The sequence below is a fragment of the Mycobacterium sp. P4_H6 genome, assembly GCF_056400845.1.
In genome coordinates this window covers 1-18,669 of sequence record NZ_JBFUKN010000062.1, presented here as the reverse complement: position 1 = coordinate 18,669, position 18,669 = coordinate 1, and the positions used below count along the sequence as shown (strand labels likewise).

The 18,669-nt window shown below is 68.6% G+C and carries 17 protein-coding genes; 8 read left to right on the top strand and 9 right to left on the bottom strand.

Annotated features, from left to right (window positions below; all coding sequences use genetic code 11):
• Window positions 1-67 precede the first annotated feature (67 nt).
• The gene (locus AC1DTF_RS22495; RefSeq protein WP_235571119.1) at window positions 68-388 is read right to left on the bottom strand and encodes a hypothetical protein; all 321 of its coding nucleotides are present in this window, start codon (window positions 386-388) and stop codon (window positions 68-70) included.
• A 61-nt stretch (window positions 389-449) separates the two neighbouring features.
• Here AC1DTF_RS22495 and AC1DTF_RS22490 point away from each other — a divergent pair, with 61 nt between their 5' ends.
• Window positions 450-2,228, top strand: a complete 1,779-nt coding sequence (locus AC1DTF_RS22490) for a sulfatase-like hydrolase/transferase (protein ID WP_477475680.1) — start codon at window positions 450-452, stop codon at window positions 2,226-2,228.
• A gap of 1 nt (window position 2,229) precedes the next feature.
• Here the strand turns inward: AC1DTF_RS22490 and AC1DTF_RS22485 are convergent, their stop codons facing one another.
• Window positions 2,230-2,913 (bottom strand): YceI family protein, encoded by a 684-nt coding sequence (locus AC1DTF_RS22485; RefSeq protein WP_477475679.1) that lies wholly within the window; start codon window positions 2,911-2,913, stop codon window positions 2,230-2,232.
• Window positions 2,914-2,961: 48 nt separating this feature from the next.
• Window positions 2,962-3,489 (bottom strand): LOG family protein, encoded by a 528-nt coding sequence (locus AC1DTF_RS22480; protein WP_477475678.1) that lies wholly within the window; start codon window positions 3,487-3,489, stop codon window positions 2,962-2,964.
• A 72-nt stretch (window positions 3,490-3,561) separates the two neighbouring features.
• Between AC1DTF_RS22480 and AC1DTF_RS22475 the strand changes: the two genes are divergently transcribed.
• A complete protein-coding gene (locus tag AC1DTF_RS22475) occupies window positions 3,562-5,181 on the top strand; it encodes a peptide chain release factor 3 (protein WP_477475677.1) in 1,620 nt (539 codons plus the stop codon).
• Between the two features lie 4 nt (window positions 5,182-5,185).
• Here AC1DTF_RS22475 and AC1DTF_RS22470 read toward each other — a convergent pair whose 3' ends face one another.
• Window positions 5,186-6,439: a L,D-transpeptidase gene (locus tag AC1DTF_RS22470; protein ID WP_477475676.1), complete on the bottom strand. Its 1,254-nt coding sequence runs from the start codon at window positions 6,437-6,439 to the stop codon at window positions 5,186-5,188.
• A 165-nt stretch (window positions 6,440-6,604) separates the two neighbouring features.
• Between AC1DTF_RS22470 and AC1DTF_RS22465 the strand changes: the two genes are divergently transcribed.
• From AC1DTF_RS22465 to AC1DTF_RS22450, 4 genes are read left to right on the top strand one after another with little or no spacing between them, the layout of a single operon-like run.
• Window positions 6,605-7,120: a 2Fe-2S iron-sulfur cluster-binding protein gene (locus tag AC1DTF_RS22465; protein ID WP_477475675.1), complete on the top strand. Its 516-nt coding sequence runs from the start codon at window positions 6,605-6,607 to the stop codon at window positions 7,118-7,120.
• Window positions 7,117-8,112, top strand: coding sequence for an FAD binding domain-containing protein (locus AC1DTF_RS22460; RefSeq protein ID WP_477475674.1), 996 nt, complete (start codon window positions 7,117-7,119; stop codon window positions 8,110-8,112). The genes AC1DTF_RS22465 and AC1DTF_RS22460 overlap by 4 nt, the downstream gene beginning before the upstream one ends.
• Window positions 8,109-10,187 carry a xanthine dehydrogenase family protein molybdopterin-binding subunit gene (locus AC1DTF_RS22455; protein ID WP_477475673.1) on the top strand — a complete coding sequence of 693 codons (2,079 nt, stop codon included), beginning with the start codon at window positions 8,109-8,111 and terminating at the stop codon, window positions 10,185-10,187. Before AC1DTF_RS22460 ends, AC1DTF_RS22455 begins: the two co-directional genes overlap by 4 nt.
• Before the next feature lie 9 nt (window positions 10,188-10,196).
• Window positions 10,197-10,601 (top strand): VOC family protein, encoded by a 405-nt coding sequence (locus AC1DTF_RS22450; RefSeq protein WP_477475672.1) that lies wholly within the window; start codon window positions 10,197-10,199, stop codon window positions 10,599-10,601.
• Window positions 10,602-10,605: 4 nt separating this feature from the next.
• Here the strand turns inward: AC1DTF_RS22450 and AC1DTF_RS22445 are convergent, their stop codons facing one another.
• A complete protein-coding gene (locus AC1DTF_RS22445; protein ID WP_477475671.1) occupies window positions 10,606-11,571 on the bottom strand; it encodes a mechanosensitive ion channel family protein in 966 nt (321 codons plus the stop codon).
• Between the two features lie 308 nt (window positions 11,572-11,879).
• Between AC1DTF_RS22445 and AC1DTF_RS22440 the strand changes: the two genes are divergently transcribed.
• Complete coding sequence (locus tag AC1DTF_RS22440; RefSeq protein ID WP_477475670.1) at window positions 11,880-12,875, top strand: Rieske 2Fe-2S domain-containing protein; 996 nt, start codon at window positions 11,880-11,882, stop codon at window positions 12,873-12,875.
• Window positions 12,872-14,275 (top strand): wax ester/triacylglycerol synthase domain-containing protein, encoded by a 1,404-nt coding sequence (locus AC1DTF_RS22435; RefSeq protein WP_477475669.1) that lies wholly within the window; start codon window positions 12,872-12,874, stop codon window positions 14,273-14,275. Before AC1DTF_RS22440 ends, AC1DTF_RS22435 begins: the two co-directional genes overlap by 4 nt.
• Here the strand turns inward: AC1DTF_RS22435 and AC1DTF_RS22430 are convergent.
• The 4 genes from AC1DTF_RS22430 to AC1DTF_RS22415 are packed head-to-tail and all read right to left on the bottom strand — an operon-like array spanning window position 14,272 to window position 18,649.
• Window positions 14,272-14,772 carry an O-acetyl-ADP-ribose deacetylase gene (locus AC1DTF_RS22430; protein WP_477475668.1) on the bottom strand — a complete coding sequence of 167 codons (501 nt, stop codon included), beginning with the start codon at window positions 14,770-14,772 and terminating at the stop codon, window positions 14,272-14,274. The two genes, AC1DTF_RS22435 and AC1DTF_RS22430, sit on opposite strands and share 4 nt — an antisense overlap.
• A gap of 19 nt (window positions 14,773-14,791) precedes the next feature.
• Window positions 14,792-17,908 carry a helicase HerA domain-containing protein gene (locus tag AC1DTF_RS22425; protein WP_477475667.1) on the bottom strand — a complete coding sequence of 1,039 codons (3,117 nt, stop codon included), beginning with the start codon at window positions 17,906-17,908 and terminating at the stop codon, window positions 14,792-14,794.
• Window positions 17,908-18,525: a hypothetical protein gene (locus tag AC1DTF_RS22420; protein WP_477475666.1), complete on the bottom strand. Its 618-nt coding sequence runs from the start codon at window positions 18,523-18,525 to the stop codon at window positions 17,908-17,910. The genes AC1DTF_RS22425 and AC1DTF_RS22420 overlap by 1 nt, the downstream gene beginning before the upstream one ends.
• A gap of 49 nt (window positions 18,526-18,574) precedes the next feature.
• Window positions 18,575-18,649, bottom strand: coding sequence for a DUF7157 domain-containing protein (locus AC1DTF_RS22415; RefSeq protein WP_477475695.1), 75 nt, complete (start codon window positions 18,647-18,649; stop codon window positions 18,575-18,577).
• Between the last annotated feature and the right edge of the window lie 20 nt (window positions 18,650-18,669).

The following is an 18,669-nucleotide window of genomic DNA, read 5'->3' as shown; positions in this document are numbered from 1 at the left end:
CTGCCCAGTGTGCCAAAAGACCGGCGGCGGGAAACCGAAGTTCCCCGCCGCCGGTGCTGACGTGGCCTTACTGCTCGGGCTGCTCCTCGGCGGCGCTGTAGCGGGTCCAGAAGGCGTAGGCGGCCAGGCCGGCAGCCACCGCGACCGCGACCCACACCACGAAGGAGATGATCAGCGAGACCGGGGACAGTCCGAAGCTGGACAGGGCGAAGCCCGCGTAGACCAGCCACAGCAGCCGGTACACCGACCACAGCGCGGTCAGCCCGCTGAAGAGGGCGATGATCAGGGCCGGGGTCTTCTCGACGCGCTTGGTCAGGTCCTGCAGCTGGGCGGGGATCACGTTCATCGGTATTCCTTTCGGGGTGCGCCGCCACTGTGGCGTCGTCATGGCACAAGTACAGCGAGGCGCATTCGCTACCGATCCCAACAATTCGGTGTTGGATGACGTCATGACTCAGCCCGACATCGTCATCCTGATGACCGATGAGGAACGCGCGGTGCCGCCGTACGAGTCGCCCGAGGTGCTGGACTGGCGGCAGCGAACCCTGAGCGGGCGACGCTGGTTCGACGAGCACGGCGTCAGCTTCACCCGGCACTACACCGGGTCGCTTGCCTGCGTACCGAGCCGGCCGACGCTGTTCACCGGGCACTACCCGGATCTGCACGGGGTCACCCAGACCGACGGTCTGGGCAAGCGCTACGACGATTCGCGGTTGCGCTGGCTGCGCCGCGGTGAGGTGCCCACCCTCGGAAACTGGTTCCGCGCAGCCGGATACGACACCCACTACGACGGCAAATGGCATATCTCRCACGCCGACCTGGAGGATCCGGCGACCGGGAAGATCCTGGCCACCAATGACGACACCGGTGTCGTCGACCCGGCCGCCGTGCAGGCCTACCTCGACGCCGACCCGCTGAAGCCCTACGGGTTCTCCGGCTGGGTGGGCCCCGAGCCGCACGGAGCGGCCATGGCCAACAGCGGTTTTCGCCGCGACCCGCTGTTCGCCGACCGCATTGTGGCCTGGCTCGAAGACCGCTACGCCCGCCGCCGCGCCGGCGACGCCGCGGCCCTGAAGCCCTTCCTGCTGGTCGCCAGCTTCGTCAATCCCCATGACATCGTGCTGTTTCCGGCGTGGTCGCGGCGCAGTCCACTGGCGGCGTCACCCCTCGATCCCCCGCACGTGCCGCCCGCGCCCACCGCGACCGAGGATCTGCGCAGCAAGCCCGCCGCGCAGACGGCGTTCCGCGACGCCTACTACTCCGGGTACGGGCCGTCGGCGGCAGTCGCCCGGACCTACAAGCGCAAGGCACAGCAATACCGCGACCTGTACTACCGGCTGCACGCCGAAGTCGACGGCCCACTGGACCGGGTGCGCCGCGCCGTCACCGACGGTTCCACCGACGCGGTGCTGGTGCGCACCTCCGATCACGGTGAGCTGCTGGGTGCGCACGGCGGGCTGCACCAGAAGTGGTTCAACCTGTACGACGAGGCCACCCGGGTGCCGTTCGTCATCGCCCGCATCGGCGCTGGGGCGACGTCACCGCGCACGGTGTCCGCACCCACCTCGCACGTGGATCTGGTGCCGACGCTGCTCGGCGCCGCCGGGGTCGACGTCCCTGCGGTCGCCGCGGCGCTGGCCGCCGAGTTCAGCGAGGTGCACCCGCTGCCCGGCCACGACCTGATGCCCGTGGTGCACGGTGGCCCGGCCGATGAGGACCGGGCGGTGTACCTGTTGACCCGCGACAACGTCCTCGAAGGCGATACCGGGGCGTCCGGGCTGGCGCGCCAGCTGGGCCGCGATGTGAATCCTCCTGCGCCGCTGCGGATCCGGGTGCCGGTGCAGGTGGCCGGCAACTTCGAGGGCATGGTGGCGCGCGCCGATGACCGGCTGTGGAAGGTGGTGCGCACTTTTGACGATCCGGGTACCTGGACCGAGCCGGGGGTACGCCAGTTGGCCTATACCGGCCGCGGCGCTCAGCGCTATCGCAGCGATGTGCTCGACGACCAGTGGGAGCTCTACGACCTGACCGGCGATCCCGCCGAGGCGGTGAACCGCTGGGACGACCCGTCGCTGCATGAGCTGCGGGCGCAGCTGCGGATGCAGCTCAAGCAGGTGCGGGCCACAGCAGTGCCGGAGCGCAACGAGCCGTGGCCCTATGTGCGCCGGCAGCCGCCGGCAGAGTCCGGTGGGCTGTTCGGCCGGGTGCTGGCCCGGCTCCGACGCTGAGTCAGCCCTTGGCCAGCTGCACCAGGAATTCGATGGTGGCGACCGGCTGCACCTCCAACATTGACGCGGGTGGCCTCGGCGGGTCCACATTGAAGTCGAAGAACCGGATCGGGATGGCCCCGGCGACGTCGACCAGGTCGCCGTTGCGCTGGATGTCGAGCTGGGCGCGCTCCACCCGCGTCACGTCCTTGAGCGTCAGGTGCACGGACACCTCGAGGTGCGCCGGGCTGCCGTCCGCGGGCACCGGGGCCAGGTCGACGGGCATGTTCATGCTGACCGTGGCCGTCGGGAACGCTGCCGTGTCCATCGCGTCGGTGCCGCGGAAGCGCTCGTCGCGACCGGGCCGCCCGGAGTCGATGGCGGCGACGTCGACGGTGAATGTGGCGGACACCAGGTGGGAACCCCTGATCTCGGCGCCGCCGGTGACGGCATCGGTGCGGCCGTTGACGTCGACCATCAACCAGAGCAGCTGCTGCTGGACGCGGTACCCGGCCAGTGAGCCGGGCTGCACCGTCCAGGCTCCGTCGATGTCGGTGCTCGCGGGACGGGCGTCGGCCGGCAGCACCAGAGCCGGTTCGGGAGGCCGTTCGACGTAGGTCTTGTAGGCCCACGGGGCCACCGCCACCGCAGCGACGAGGAACACGGCAAGCAGACCCGCAAAGATCAGCCAGCCCTTTTTCCTCATCGGCTCATCGTGACAAATGCCCAGGCCTTTGGGGTGATCTTGTCCGAATCAACTTCGCTGGAGGTGGGCGAGCACGTCGGCGCCGTCATCGGTGACGTAGATCAGCTCGTCCAGCGGGATCGGCAGGAAGCCGTCGCTCTCCATCCGGCGCAGCTGCATCACCAGCCCGTCGTAGAACCCGGCGGTGTTGAGCAGCACCACCGGCTTGGTGTGGTGGCCGTGTTTACGCAGTTCCAGGATCTCGGTGGCCTCATCCAGGGTGCCGAGTCCGCCGGCGAGGATCACCAGCGCATGGGCGCGGGCCAGCAGCTGGGCCTTGCGGTCGGCGAGGTCGGCGGCGAACACCATCTCGTCGGCGTCCGGGCGGGCCTTGGCCCGCAGGAACTCCACGGAGATCCCGACCAGGCGGCCACCGGCCTCGTGCACGCCGTCGGCGATGACCTTCATCAGCCCGCTGTTCGACCCGCCCCACACCAGGGTGTGCCCGGCCTCCCCGAGCGCCCGGGCGAACTCGCGGGCCGGAGTGGTGTAGCGCGCATCGAGGTCGGCGGCGGACAGGAAGACGCAGATGTTCACGGCTCCGATCATCCCCGACGCAGCAACGCGATTTAATGATTGCCCACCTGGGGAAATATCATCGGTACCGAGATGACCGACAACACCCTGACCACCGCCGACACCAAGTCCGCCGCCCGCGTCACCGCCGAGGCAGCCCGGCGCCGCACCTTCGCCGTGATCAGCCACCCCGACGCCGGTAAATCGACGCTGACCGAGGCACTGGCCCTGCACGCGCGGGTCATCACCGAGGCCGGCGCCATCCACGGCAAGGCGGGCCGGCGCTCCACGGTGTCGGACTGGATGGAGATGGAGAAGGCCCGCGGTATCTCGATCACCTCGACCGCGCTGCAGTTCCCCTACCGCGACTGCGTCATCAACCTGCTCGATACCCCCGGCCACGCCGACTTCTCCGAGGRCACCTACCGGGTGCTCACCGCCGTCGACGCCGCGGTCATGCTCATCGACGCCGCGAAAGGCCTTGAGCCGCAGACGCTGAAGCTGTTCCAGGTGTGTAAGCATCGCGGCATCCCGATCATCACGGTGATCAACAAGTGGGACCGCCCGGGCCGCTACGCCCTGGAACTGATGGACGAGATCCACGAACGCATCGGGCTGCGCACCACTCCCCTGACCTGGCCGGTCGGCATCGCCGGGGACTTCAAGGGCGTGATGGACCGCCGCAAGGGGCACTACATCCGGTTCACCCGCACCGCCGGCGGCGCCACCGCTGCCCCCGAGGAGCACATCCCCGCCGACCAGGCTTTGGCGGCCGCCGGCACCGACTGGGAGACCGCGGTCGAGGAATCCGAGCTGCTGTCCATGGATGGCTCCGACTTCGATCCGGACACCTTCCGCACCGGCGAGTCCTCCCCGGTGCTGTTCACCTCCGCGGCGCTCAACTTCGGCGTCAACCAGCTGCTCGACGTGCTGGTGGAGCTGGCGCCCTCACCGGGACCCATCGTCGACGTGGACGGGAACCCGCGGCCGGTCGAGTCGCCGTTCAGCGCGTTCGTGTTCAAGGTGCAGGCCGGCATGGATTCCTCGCACCGCGACCGCATCGCCTACGCCCGGGTGTGCTCGGGAACGTTCGAGCGCGGCGATGTGCTCACCCACGCCGGCACCGGCAAGCCGTTCGTCACCAAGTACGCCCAGTCGGTGTTCGGCCAGCAGCGTTCCACCCTGGACGACGCCTGGCCCGGCGACGTGATCGGGCTGGCCAACGCCGCGGTGCTGCGCCCCGGGGACACGCTGTATCGCGATGTGCCCGTGCAGTATCCGCCGATCCCCAGCTTCTCCCCCGAGTACTTCTCGGTGGCGCGCGGTACCGATCCCAGCAAGCACAAGCAGTTCCGCAAGGGCATCGAGCAGCTAGACCAGGAGGGCGTGGTGCAGGTGCTGCGCTCGGACCGCCGCGGCGAGCAGGCCCCGGTATTCGCGGCCGTCGGGCCCATGCAGTTCGAGGTGGCCCAGCATCGGATGGCCGCCGAGATCGGCTCCCCGATCGCCCTGGAGTCGCTGCCCTACCAGGTGGCGCGCATCGTCGATCCCAAGGACGCCGACTTCATGAACAAGCAGGTGTCCGCGGAGGTGCTGACCCGCAGCGACGGCGTGATGCTGGTGCTGTTCTCCACGCCGTGGCGGCTGCAGGGCTTCCAGCGGGACAACCCGGAGATTCAGCTCCGGTCGCTGGTCGCCGCGGCCGAGGGCTGACGCGCTACGTGAGTGCGCTGCCCTGGCGCCACTGCGCCCACGGCACGCTCCAGTCACCGTTGTTGGCGGGGTCCAACGGCTCACCGCCGGTGTTGCGGATCTCGACGATGTCACCGGGCGTCGAGAAGTTGTAGAACCATTCCGCGTTCTCGCCGCTGAGGTTCAGGCAACCGTGGCTGACGTTGGTGTTGCCCTGCGCCCAGACGGTCGCGTTGAGCTGATGCAGATAGATGCCGTCCATGCTGATGCGGGTGGCGAACGGGATGGTGTTGCGGTAGCCGAGGCGTGAACCGACCGGCAGACCGTAGGTGGAGGAATCCATCACCACCGGGTTGGCCTTGTCCATCACGGTGTAGACCCCGCGCGGCGTCCAGAAGCTCAGCGTGGTGTTGCCGACGGTCTCGGAGCCGCCCATGCCCATCGACGTCGGCATGGTGCGGACCAGCTTTCCGTTCGTATAAACGCTGACCTGTTTGGTGGTGTCGTCGGCGATCGACACATGCGAGTCGCCGATCGTGAACGACACCTTCTCGTCCTGCGCGCCGTAGAGGTCCTCACCGAGTCGGGTGCCGTAGATGCCGGCGTCGACGGTCACCTTGGTGCCGGGTGCGTAGTACTTCTCCGGGCGCCAGTGCGCGGTCTGGTCGTCGATCCAGTTCCAGGCGCCGACGGTCTCGGGTGCGGTGGTCACCCGCATCCGGCGTTCGGCACTGGCCTTGTCGGTGATGGGCTGGTCGAAGCGCGCGACGACCACCATGCCGACGCCGTAGGTGGCGCCCTCCTTCAGCGGGGCGTACGCGGTGCTGTTGAGGTAGACCCGGGCCTGATAGCTGGGGTCCACGGTGGTGAACGACGAACTCTCTCGGGTCGGCATGCCGCCGGGACCGCGCCCGTGCACCGTCAGGGTGTATTTGCGGCCGTAGCCCAGCGGTACCGCGGGCTGCCAGCTGGTGGCGTTGTCGGTGAGGACGCCGGGGATCTCCGTGCCCGCGTCGTTGACCAGCGTGACGCCCGCGAGCGTGYCGGTCTGCGCGGTGACCGATACCCGGCCCACCGGCTCCACCTCGGCCCGCGGCGCCGGGTTGATCGTGATCCGGGGCGGCTCGATCGGTGAGGGCTTCGGCAGGTCCTGCGACGTAGCGGTCAACGTCTGGCAGCCCTGGGTGCAGCCCGGTAGCACCGTCACGACGACCCCGCCCGCCACGGCCAGCACAGCAAAGACGATCGCCAGGCAGGCACGACGAACAGCGGTCAACACAACTCCAATATGGTTCGGCGAGGGCCAGTTTGATCGGGAATCCGATCGATGGCCCAATGGTAGCCCGCCGGCCGCGGCCCTTGGTAACGGCACGCACTCTCATCGGAATCGATTCGAAGAACGGGGTCCGCGTTTCGGCGCTGACCACCGGGGTAACCCCAGGCCATGGAGTCAGCCCACTTCACCGACGTCACCGTGCGGGTCGACGGCACCGACCGCACGGTGCGCATCGACAACCGCACCACCCTGCTGGATCTGCTGCGTGAGCACCTCGGCGTGACCGCCCCCAAGAAGGGGTGCGACCACGGCCAGTGCGGCTCGTGCACCGTCCTGATCGACGGCCGCCGCGCCACCACCTGCCTCGGGCTGGCGGTGGCCCATGACGGCGCGGAGATAGTCACCGCCGCCGGCCTGGGCGAAGGCGATGCGCTGCACCCCGTCGCCCAGGCCTTCCTGGACCACGACGGGTTCCAGTGCGGGTACTGCACGCCGGGACAGATCTGCTCGGCGGTCGGCATGCTCGACGAGGTCAAGTCCGGCGCGCCCAGCCACGTCACCGAAGATCTGGAGGCCACCCCCGAACTCACCGACGAGGAGATCCGGGAACGTATGAGCGGCAACCTGTGTCGTTGTGCCGCCTACCCGAACATCGTCGACGCGATCCAGACGGCGGCACGATGATCCCCTTCGACTACCACCGCGCCACCAGCGTCGAGGACGCCGTCACCACGCTGGCCGAACATCCCGACGCCATGTTCCTGGCCGGCGGCACCAACCTGGTCGACCATATGAAACTCGGTGTAGCACAACCCTCCCTGCTCGTCGACGTCGGCCACCTTTTCCCGCTGCAGGACATCGACGTGCTGCCCGACGGATCACTGCGCATCGGCGCCGATGTCCGAAACGCCGATCTCGCTGCGCACCCGGTGGTCCGCAGCAGCTACCCGGTGCTGGCCCGCGCCCTGCTCTCCGGCGCGTCCGGTCAGCTGCGCAACCTGGCGACCACCGGCGGGAACCTGTTGCAGCGCACACGGTGTGTGTACTTCCAGGACGTCACCACCCCGTGCAACAAGCGCGAGCCCGGCACCGGTTGCTCCGCCATCGGCGGCTACGTGCGCTACCACGCCATCCTCGGCGCCTCCGAGCACTGTGTCGCGGTGCACCCCTCGGACATGGCGGTGGCGATGACCGCGCTGGACGCCCAGATCGTCTACGTCGACGCCGACGGGGACCACCGCCTGCCGATCGACGAGTTCTACCGGCTGCCCGGCGACGCACCCGACCGCGACACCAACCTGCCCGCCGGCGCGCTGATCACCGCGGTCGAGATTCCCGCCCCGCCCGCCGGTGCGCACTCCAGCTACCGCAAAGTCCGCGACCGCGCCTCCTACGCATTCGCGCTCACCTCGGTGGCCGCCGAACTGGTCATCGAGGACGGCACCATCCGCGCCGCACGGGCCGCGCTCGGCGGGGTCGCGCACAAACCGTGGCGCGCCCACCTCGCCGAACAGTCACTGGTCGGGTCACCCGCCGGCGCGGAGGCGTTCGAACGAGCCGCCGAGTCCGAACTTGCACCGGCAGAACCCTTGGACGGCAACGAGTTCAAGGTGGAGCTGACCAAGCGGGCGATCGTGGCCACTCTGACCTCCGTCGCGGAAGGACGTGCACGATGACGCTGGCACACCGCGTGATGGGCAGCACCGTCACCCGCCTGGACGGCCCGGCCAAGGTCACCGGCACCGCGCCCTACGCGTTCGAATTCGGTGTCGAGAACCCGGTCTATCTGCATCCGGTGCAGGCCACCATCGCCAACGGGCGCATCACCGCGATGGACACCTCCGCGGCCGTGGCCGTCGACGGTGTGGTCGCGGTGCTCACCGTGTTCGACGCCCCGAAGCTCGCCGATGCCTCCAACGGTGACCTCGCGGTCCTGCAGGACTCTGCTGTGCACTACCGCGGCCAGCTGATCGGCGGGGTGATCGCCGACAGCGCCGAAACCGCCCGGCACGCCGCATCTCTGGTACGCGTCGAGTACGACGAAGACGTCGTCGACGCCGAACTGACCGCCGATCACCCGAAGCTCTACACCCCCGAACAGGTCAACCCGGACTACCCGGCCGAGACCGCTCAGGGCGATGTGGAGGCCGCGCTGCGCGACGCGGCCGTCGTCATCGACAACACCTACACCACCCCGCATGAGCACAACAACCCGATGGAACCGCACGCCTGTATCGCGTTGTGGGACAACGACGAGCTGACCTTGTGGGATTCCACCCAGGGTGTACACGCCGCGCTGAAGGAGATCGCCACGGCGTTCGGCCTGGCACCCGAGAAGGTGCGGGTGATCGCCAAGAACGTCGGCGGCGGGTTCGGCTCCAAGGGCGCCCCCCATTCGCACAATGTGCTGGCCGTGATGGCGGCGCAACGACTTCCGGGCCGGCACGTGAAGCTGGCGCTGACGCGGCAGCAGATGTTCGACGTGGTCGGCTACCGCACCCCGACCATTCAGCATCTGCGTCTGGGCGCGCTGCCCGACGGCAGCCTGACCGCCATCAGCCATGACGCGATCGAGCAGACCGCGACGGTCAAGGAGTACGCCGAGCAGACCGCGACCCCGACGCGGATGATGTACGCCGCGCCGAACCGCAACACCTCGCACAAGCTCGCGCCGCTGGATGTGCCGGTGCCGTTCTGGATGCGTGCTCCCGGCGAGTGCCCCGGCATGTTCGCCCTCGAGGTCGCGATGGACGAGCTTGCCGTGGCCTGCGATATCGACCCCATCGAGCTGCGGATCCGCAACGAGCCGCCCGTCGACCCGGAGACCGGTAACCCGTGGTCCAACCGCAGGCTCATCGAGTGCCTGCAGACCGGCGCCGAGCAGTTCGGCTGGGCCGACCGCGACCCCAAGCCCGGGAACCGTTGCGAGGGCGAGTGGTTGATCGGCTCCGGCGTGGCCTCGGCGGTGTATCCGGCGATGCTGATGCCCGGCAACGCCGCCCGCATCGAGCACGCCGCTCCGGGCCGGTACGTCGTGCAGATCGGCGCGGTCGACATCGGCACCGGCACCTGGACGGCACTGGCGCAGATCGCCGCCGACGCGCTGGGCGTGGAGCTGTCCGCGATCGAACTGCAGATCGGTGACACCGCCCTGCCGAGCGCCTCGGTGGCGGGTGGCTCGTCGGGCATCACATCCTGGGGCCGGGCCATCGTCGCGGCGGCCCGCGCGTTCCGGCATGACCACGGCGATCATCCCGAGGTCGGCGTGCACACCACCGCCGACGCCACCGATGAGAACGAAGAGGCCGAGAAGTACGGGATGTACTCGTTTGGTGCGCATTTCGTGGAGGTGCGGGTCAGCCGGTTCACCGGCGAGGTACACGTGTCGCGGATGCTGGGGGTGTTCTCGGTGGGCCGGGTGATCAACCCGGCGACGCTGCGGTCACAGCTGATCGGCGGCATGACCATGGGGCTGTCCATGGCGCTGCATGAGGACAGTGTGCGTGATCCGCGCTTCGGGCACATCGTCACCCGCGACTTCGCGAGCTACCACATCAGTTCGCACGCCGACGTTCCGGCGATCGAGGCCATCGCGCTGGATGATGTCGATGAGCACGCCAATCCGATGGGGTCGCGCGGCGCCGGAGAGATCGGCATCGTCGGCTCCGCCGCGGCAGTGGCCAACGCGGTCTTCCACGCCACCGGGGTGCGGGTGCGCGATCTGCCCATCACCTGCGACGCCTTGATCTAGGGAGCAGCCATGTTGGTCGACGGGATCAATCACGTCGCGGTCATCACCAAGGACATCGACCGTCTCAAAGCGTTCTACGCCAGCGTGTTCGACGCCGACATCGGGCCGACCAACCCGCACGGCGAGAACGGCGACGAGACGATGACCAACATCCAGATCGGCCCGCACACCGCGTTGAATGTGTTCACCATCGCGGGCAATGCCGAGCCGGACCGTCAGACCCCGATGTGGGGACGCGGCCGGCTGGACCATTTCGGTCTGCAGGCCGCGTCCCGCGAGGCGTTCGACACCATCGTGGGCCGGTTGGTCGAACACGGCGCCAGCGACGGCACCGTGAACGACTTCGGCTCCATGCTCAGCGTGTTCTTCCGGTCCCCGGACGGGCTGGAGGGCGAGGTCCTAGTCGCGAAGTGAGGGCCTATTCGCTCTCGGCGCCCGCCGCGACGGGAGCCCGCAGCTGCGGGTAGGGCAGGTCGATGCCGTTCTCGTCGTAGGCCCGCAGGATCTCGCGACGCAACCGGCGCTGCACCGACCACTGCGCGTTCGGCTTGGTCTTCAGGGTGAGCCGCAGCGTCACCTGGTCCGAGGACATCGTCTGCACGCCGAGCATCTCCGGCTCGCCGATCACTTTGGCGGCGATGGCCTCGTCTTTGATGGCTTCCCGGGCGGCTTCCAGCGCTACTTTTTCGGCTTCGTGCATGTCCGCGTTCAGCGCGACGGGCACCTCGATGCGGGCGACGGCGTAGTCCTGGCTCATGTTGCCGACGCGGGCGATCTCGCCGTTGCGGACGTACCAGAGCGTGCCGTCGATATCGCGCACGGTGGTGATGCGCAGGCCGACGGATTCCACCTCACCGGTGGCCTCGCCCAGGTCGACGGTGTCGCCGACCCCGTACTGGTCTTCCAGCAGCATGAACACACCGGTCACGAAGTCACGCACCAGGTTCTGCGCACCGAAACCGATGGCCAGGCCGACCACACCGGCCGAGGCGATGAACGGCGCGATGTTCACCCCGAACACGTTGAGGATGGTCAGCACCACCCAGACCAACAGCACGATCGACACGGTCGATTTCAGCACCGAGCCGATGGTCTGCGCGCGCTGCTGGCGCCGGGCCGCGACCTTGGCGGCGTTCGCCGAACCGGAGCGCTCCCGCAGATTGCGCAGCAGCGGTGGCTTCTTCGATGAGGATTCACCGGCATCGGGCTGGGCTTCGGCGACGATCTTCGGGTTGCGGCCGGTGGTGGCGCGGTCGATGGCGCGGTGGATCAGGTAGCGGGCGATCAGGGCGATGATCAGGTACGCGGTGACTCTGATGGGCACTTCCACCAGCCAGTGTTTATTGGTGTCGGTCCATTCGAAAGCAACGTTGTACACATCCATGCCTTGGCCCGTACCCGAATAGACGGAGGGTCAATCTGGGCCTCAGCCCATCGGTGCGGTGCTCGTCGGAGGGCGCGGGGTCGTTCTCACTGCTCACACCAGCCACGCACGCCGCATGAGAAAAGGCCTTCGCCTTGCGTACCGCGTAGTGGCAATGATCTACTTCACAACTAGAACACGTTCTAGTTACATCCTGAACGTGCGCGAAAAGTACCGGTGCGCTGGGGGTTTTCGGGGGTTGCACCTCTGGCGCTGCGTCACGGACATCCATGCTGCGGCAGCCCTTCCGGAATGGTGAAAGGGCATTGATGACCTCAGCAACGGAGTCGACCAGTTTGAGCCGGGCCGGGGACGCGTTCCCGCCCTTTCCGTACAGCTGGTACGCGGTGGCGTTCGCCCATGAGCTCACCCCCGGCACGGTGCTGACCCGCCGTTTCCTGGACGGCGAGATCATCATCTTCCGCACCGACTCGGGCGCCCTCGCGGCGGCCGAACCGTACTGCCCGCACCTGGGCGCCCATATCGGCAAGCGCGGCTGGGTCACCGGCGAAACCGTGGTCTGCCCGTTCCACGAGTTCAGGTTCGCGCCGTCGGGTGCCTGCATCTCCACCCCGACCGGTGAACCGCCGCGGGGCGCACGGCTGACGACCCTGCCGGTGCGCAATCACCTGGGCATGATCATGGTGTATCACGGCCCGCCCGGCGCGGAACCGGCGTTCGACCTGGATCTACCCGAGTCCGATCCGGGCTGGCATCCGATCGCCACCAAGAAGCTGCATTTCAAGACCCACCCTCAGGAAGTCAACGAAAACGGGCTGGACCACGCGCATTTCGCGACGATCCACAAGTTCCGCGACTTCGTGGTACCCAAGCCGATGGAGATCGACGGGCCCCGTATCTACACCGAATACGGCGGCACCAAACCCGTCCCGCTGATCGGCGGGATCAGCTTCCACTTCGAATCGGTGCTGGTGGGCCTCGGCTTCTCCCTGGTCGAGATCGCCATCCAGGGCGGTTTGAACGTGCGCCAGATGGTGCTGCCCACCCCGGTCGCCGAACGCCACGTCGACATCTACATCGGCATCAGCGCCAAGCGACGTTTCCGCAACACGGTGCTGCGTGCGCTGGCGTCCCCGATCGAGAAGCTGATCGGCTGGATCGTGCTGCAGGTCGTCGCCTACGAGGTGCGGCGTGACCAACTCATCTGGGATGACAAGGTTTATCTCGAACACCCGAAGCTGACGCCCGGTGACGGGCCGATCGGCAAGTATCGGCACTGGGTGCGACAGTTCTACGCCGCATGAGCGGCTTCGCGACGGACCGCGCCGAACGAGTCAGCGGAATGGATGCCTGGCAGCTGTACCAGGAGACCGCGCTGCAGGTCGGCAACGGCATGTCCCTGGTCCTGGTGGACCGCAGTTCGGTGCCCGGCAATCTGCGCGAGCATGTGGTGTCATTGCTGGCCGGCCGGATTCATCTGATGCCGGCCTATCGCAAGGTCTTGTTCGATCCGTGGTTCAACCCGGACCGGCCGATGCTGGTCACCCGCCCCGAGATCGACGTATCCGCACACGTCACCGCACTGCCGATGCCCGCGCCCGGCGGCGCGGTGGGCGCGGCCAGGGCGCTGGCGCAGGTGCGGGCGACGCACCTGGATCGCCGGGAACCGTTGTGGCACATCTACGTGATCGAGGACGGCGACAGCGATCACGCCTATCTGATCTCGGTGATCCACCATCTGCTCGTCGACGGCGATTCGGCGATGGAGGTCGTCGGCTGCCTGATGACGCCCGGCGACCTGTCCGGCAAGCCCGCGAAGACCGTCGCGCTGTCCTCGACGTTCCCGGCGCACCCGTCGGAGATCGTGCGGGATGCCCTGCAGCGCAAGGGCCGACGGCTGCGGCGGATGCCGAAGCTGCTGGCCACTTCGGCGCGGGTGGCACGCAGCAAGTGGGCGGCCCGGCAGCTGGAGGTCAAGGCGCCCAGAACCTCGCTGAACTGCTCACTGTCGGGGACATCGACGGCCGCCGCGGCGGTGCTGCCGATGGACGACCTGCAGGCCGTGGCCAAGACGCATGCGGTGACCGTCAACCACATCCTGCTCGCCTGTGTGGGTGCGGCGCTGAATGAAGTACTGACCCGCCGCGGGGAACGCCCGGCGGCTCCCCTGGTCGCGGCGGTCCCCTACGCCATGCGCGCCGCGGACCAGTCGGACTACATCACCGACGGGGTCGGCACCACCACCGTGCTGCGGGTCAACCTCAACACCACCATCGGCGACCCGGTGCAGCGCCTGCTGGCCATCGCCGAGCATGCCCGCGCGGTGAAGGCGGTGCAGGAACAGCGCGGGGTCAACCTGTTCCGGCAGTGGAACGAGTACGCGCCCGGGCGGGCGGTCAACTTGTTGTTCCGCGCCATCGAGCGGTACGGCCTGGCTGAGACGATCTCGTGGCCGTGCAATGTGATCGTGTCCAACGCCAGCGGTATCGCCGTGGACAATCCGGTATTCATGAATCTGCCGGCATTGCAGTTCTTCCCGGCCGGGCCGCTGTATCACGGGATGGGTCCCAGCGTGATCGCGATGTCCTGGGACGACAATCTGTGCCTGTCGGTGACGGCGGATTCCCGCCATGTCGCCGACGCGGCCGCCATCACCGCCGGGATCGAGGCCGAGCTGGCGCGGCTGGTGGCGTCGACGCGCTAACCGTCGAGCCGCGCACGCACCGCCTCGTAGGTCGCGGCGTCGAAAGCCACCAGCCGGGCTTCTTCGACACGGGTATCCGCGGCCGCGATGGTGTCAATGGCCGCGGCGATGGCGTCGTCCTTGGGCCAGCCGTAGATTCCGGCGCTGATCAGTGGGAAAGCGATTGTGGCGGCACCGAGTTCGTCGGCGACCTGCAGGGACCGGCTATAGCAGGATTCCAGCAGCTTGCGGTCGCGTTGACCTGCGGAGTAGTTGGGTCCGACGGTGTGGATGACCCAGCGGGCGGGCAGGTTGCCCGCGGTGGTCCAGCCGGCGTCCCCGGTGGCCAGGCCGTCGGGGAAGCGTTTGATGCAGTCCTGTAGGACGTCGGGGCCACCGGCGCGGTGGATGGCTCCGTCGACGCCTCCGCCGCCGCGCATGGCGTTGTTGGCGGCGTTGACGACGGCGTCCACGTTCTGCCGGGTGATGTCGCCGTGTACGGCGGTGATGTTCGGCATGGTGCCAGTATGCGCTTCGCTACGCGACGGGCTGCGGTGTCTCCGCCTGCGCCAACGCCAGCACTTCCTCGGCCGACGGCGGGCTGGACGCGTGATAGGACAGGCACCACGGCGCGACGACGCGGTGGAACGCCTCCCCCTCGGTGGCAACGTAAAAGTTGCCGGCCCGCAGGCGGCTGATGTCGGGCACCAATCCGCCCTTGGCCCTGGCCATTTCCTCGGCGGTGCCGATCTGCACCGGCGAGTTCAGCAGCCCGTAGAACTGGGTGGTCGCGTTGCCCGGGATCTGGTTGTGCAGGCCCTTCGGCGACTGGGTGGCGAACACCAGGCCCAGGCCGTACTTGCGGGCCTGCGAGGCCAGCGCCAGCGTGCTGCGGGTGCTGGCCGTCGTGCCCCGCGACGGGGCGAGGGTCTGCGCCTCGTCCATCACCAGCAGCCCGCCCAGCGGCTTATCCCCCGCCGGGTTGCGTTTGATCCAGGCGAACAACGCCATCTGCAGCTGGTTCACGAAGCCCTGGCGCTGCTCGTCGGATTGCAGGCCGATCATACTGATCACCGACACCCGGGCCCGCTTGCCCTCCGACGGGGTGAGCAGCACCCCGGGGTCGACGGGCTGGCCGGCACCACCGAACATCGGGTCGTTGACCATCGCGGCGCGCAGATCTTGGGCCATATCGGCGGCGATGCGGCGGCCGTCGGCCAGGTTGCTGACATCATCGGGCAGGTCGGCGAGCATGTCGATGAACCCGTCCAGCGTCGGCGCGGGTTGACGGCCGTACTGCTGCAACGCTTCCCGCAGTACCGCGCGGGACCGATTGGCCTTCTGCGTCTGCCCGGCGATCAGCGCGCGGGGTTCGAGGGCAGCGCAGGCCGATTCGACGGCGTCGTTGTACTCGTCGCGGTCATCGACGACGCTCGGGAAGTCGGGCAGCGGCTGGAACGCCAGCGGGCGGCCGTTGGAACGACGTGGCGTCCAGATGACGACCTCGGTGTTGTGCAGATAGTCCTGGGCGCGGGCATCGTCGGAGGGCCGCCACCCGTTGGGCAGCTCCGGCCACGCGGAGCCCAGGCGGGACAGGTCGTTGTTGGGGTCGAGCACGATCGAGGACACCCCGCGCAGCGCGCATTCCTCGACCAGCCGCCGGATCAGCACCGTCTTGCCCGATCCCGAGCCGRCGAAGATGGCAATGTGCTTGCGCAGCAACGCCAGATCGACCGCGACGGTCTCGTCGGAGTGCAGGTCGATGCCGAGCGGGATCTGCGTGTCGGACACCTGGGTTTCCGGCAACGGTTCGGCTTCGGGTTCCGGCACCGGCTGCTCTACGACCGCGGCGGCGGGCGCCTCGAATTCCAGCGCCTCCTGCAGCAGCACGATGCCGTGCGCGGGCCGGCGTTCGCGCAGCCAGTCCGTCAAGCCGTGCACGTCCTCGGCGATCAGGTCGCGCAGCGCGGCCATGGTGCGGATGTCGTTGTCCGACAACGCCAGGGTGCGCCCACCGGCGGCCTTGACCTCGTCGATCAGGTTCTGCGTCTTGGGTCCGCTCGGCCAGGGATGGTTGCGCAGCAGGAACAGCCCACGCCGGTCCGATCCGGAGCCCAGACCCGTTGCGGCGTAGGTCTTCTTGATGCGGTTCTGGGCGGCGACGGCGTTGGTGGCGCCGACCGCGCGGAACGCCCAGTGCCGTTCGTCGTCGGTGGCCGAGTCGATGGTCTGGCGTAGCCGGGCGTGCAGCACCACATGCGAGCCGGGCGGCGGGTCGCATTTGTAGGACTGGTCATCGCCGTGCTCGACGATCCACGCCGTCAGCGCGGCGTTGAGCAGGGCGGGTACCGCGGTGTCCTCGCCGTCCGGGTCCAGCGCGGCGGCGGTGACCGCGCGGCTGCGGTATTCGGCGAAGCGCCGGTCGATGTTGGACGTGTCGACATCGGTGTCGTTGTCCGGCTTCGGATCCGACGTTTTGGGGACCGCCCCGAAGCGGGAGATCTCGATGACTTCGCGGCGCAGCAGGCAGTCGCGGACGTGTTTGTCGGCGCGGATCAGCAGCTGGCGCGGGGTGTGCCCGGCGGCCCCGTCGAATGCTGCGGGCAGGATCGGCCAGCTCGGGTACGGCGGGGTGAAGCCGACCGAGGCGTAGCTGGCGGCGAAGCGGCGTTCCAGGATGGCGCGGCCGATATCGGCACTGGGCAGCGGCGCGAGCGGTGCGGTGACCCGGAACCGGTCGGACACGCTGGCGGTGGCGCGGTCGCGGATGCGTTCCCACGCCGAGGGCAGGCAGGCCACCACCGCGACGGTGCGCCGCATGGACTGCCGCAGTGACATCAGGCCGTGCGCGACCTGCTCGAGCACGCCGTCGGCGTCGGGTCCGGACTCGTCGGTGCGCGTCGAGGTCTGCGCGAGCAGGGTGTCGATCTGGTCCAGCGCGAGCACCGCGGGCCCGGCCAGTGCGGTGAGCCGGGCGATATCGCGCACGCACTGCTGCGCGGACGGGCTGGTGCCGCGCAACCGCCAGGCCTGCCGGTCTTCGGCGCCGACTTCCTCACTGGCCTGCAGGTAGGCGTCGCCGATATCGCGGGCGCCAAGATCGTTGGCGGCCAACAACACCAGCGCGCGCAGGGTCTGGTGGCAGTCGCGGACATCGCGGCGCGCCTTGGCCAGGGTGTTGACGAAGTCGTCGAGCACCTCGGGTTCGAGGTCCTCGTCGCCGATGATGGCGCGGCGGTCGGCGCGGGAGACGTGCGCGATCGAGGACAGCTCCCACAGCAGGTCCTTGAGCTGGGTTTCGCGGTTCTCGCCGGGCCGGCCGAGGCTTTCCAGGACACCGCTGCGCACCGATTCCCAGAAGCTGGCGGCGTCGAGCAGTTCGACGACGAAGAAGAACCCGCCGCTTTCCTGGACGCGTTCGCGGATCTGGCCGAGCAGGTGGGTCTTGCCCGAGCCGGCCTGCCCGCGGATCGCGACCCCCAGCGGGGCGGTGTCGGGATCGCGCAGCGCGTCACCGAACGCGTCCATGACGTCCTCGATGGCGCGCTCGTTGAGGCCGTCCACGTGGGTGGCCTGCGGGCGCCACAGATCGTCACTGGTGGGCGCCCAGGTGAGGCGAAGCGCGGCGAGCGCGTCGCGATGTGCATCCTGCATTAGCTCTCGATGCTAATCAGATGCTTGGCCTGATTGCCGACTTCCAGCGCGGCGGCGCGGTCTGCCGGGGTGAGGACCTTCTGGTTTTCCTCGGGAATGAGGCTGATGGCGCCGGTGCGGTACAGGTCGCCGAGCGCGTCGTCGATGTCGGTGCGGGGCAGGTCATCGAGGTGTCCGCGCAGTGTCGTCAGCGCGACCCAGGCGCCGGGGCGGATGGCCAGTGCGGTGTAGGCGGCGCGGATCCGGTCGGTGGGGCTGCTCGGCGTGTCGGGCCAGAACACGTCGGCCAGGCTCAGGTCGGCGCGCTGCAGGTAGCGCTCGAAGCCTTGGAGGAGGGTGGCCAGGGTTTTGGCGGGTCCGGCGGCACCTGCGGGTGGGCCGGCGCTCAGGATGTCGCGGCACAGCCGCCAGCCGCGGTCGGTCAGCTCGTGCACGAAACGACCACCGCTGCGGTCGGATTCGATCAGGCCGAGGTTATTGAGTTTGTCGCGGCCGGTTTTCTCCAGTCGGGGGCCGAGCGCGATCAGGTCGGGGTTGGGTACCGGGCGGGATTCGGCCATCAGGACCAGCAGCACAGCGCGCTCGGTGCCGGTCAGGTCTGCCGGGGTGACACTCACGGCTTACAACGTAGCGGGATGTGCGTGGCGCGTCAGAGCGAGCAGGTGGTCAGTTGAAGCGGCCGATGATCGGGATGCGGTCAATGATGCGGTCGCGCAGCCGCGGCTGCTGCACCGCGGGCACCGATGGTTGCAGCGGTGCCG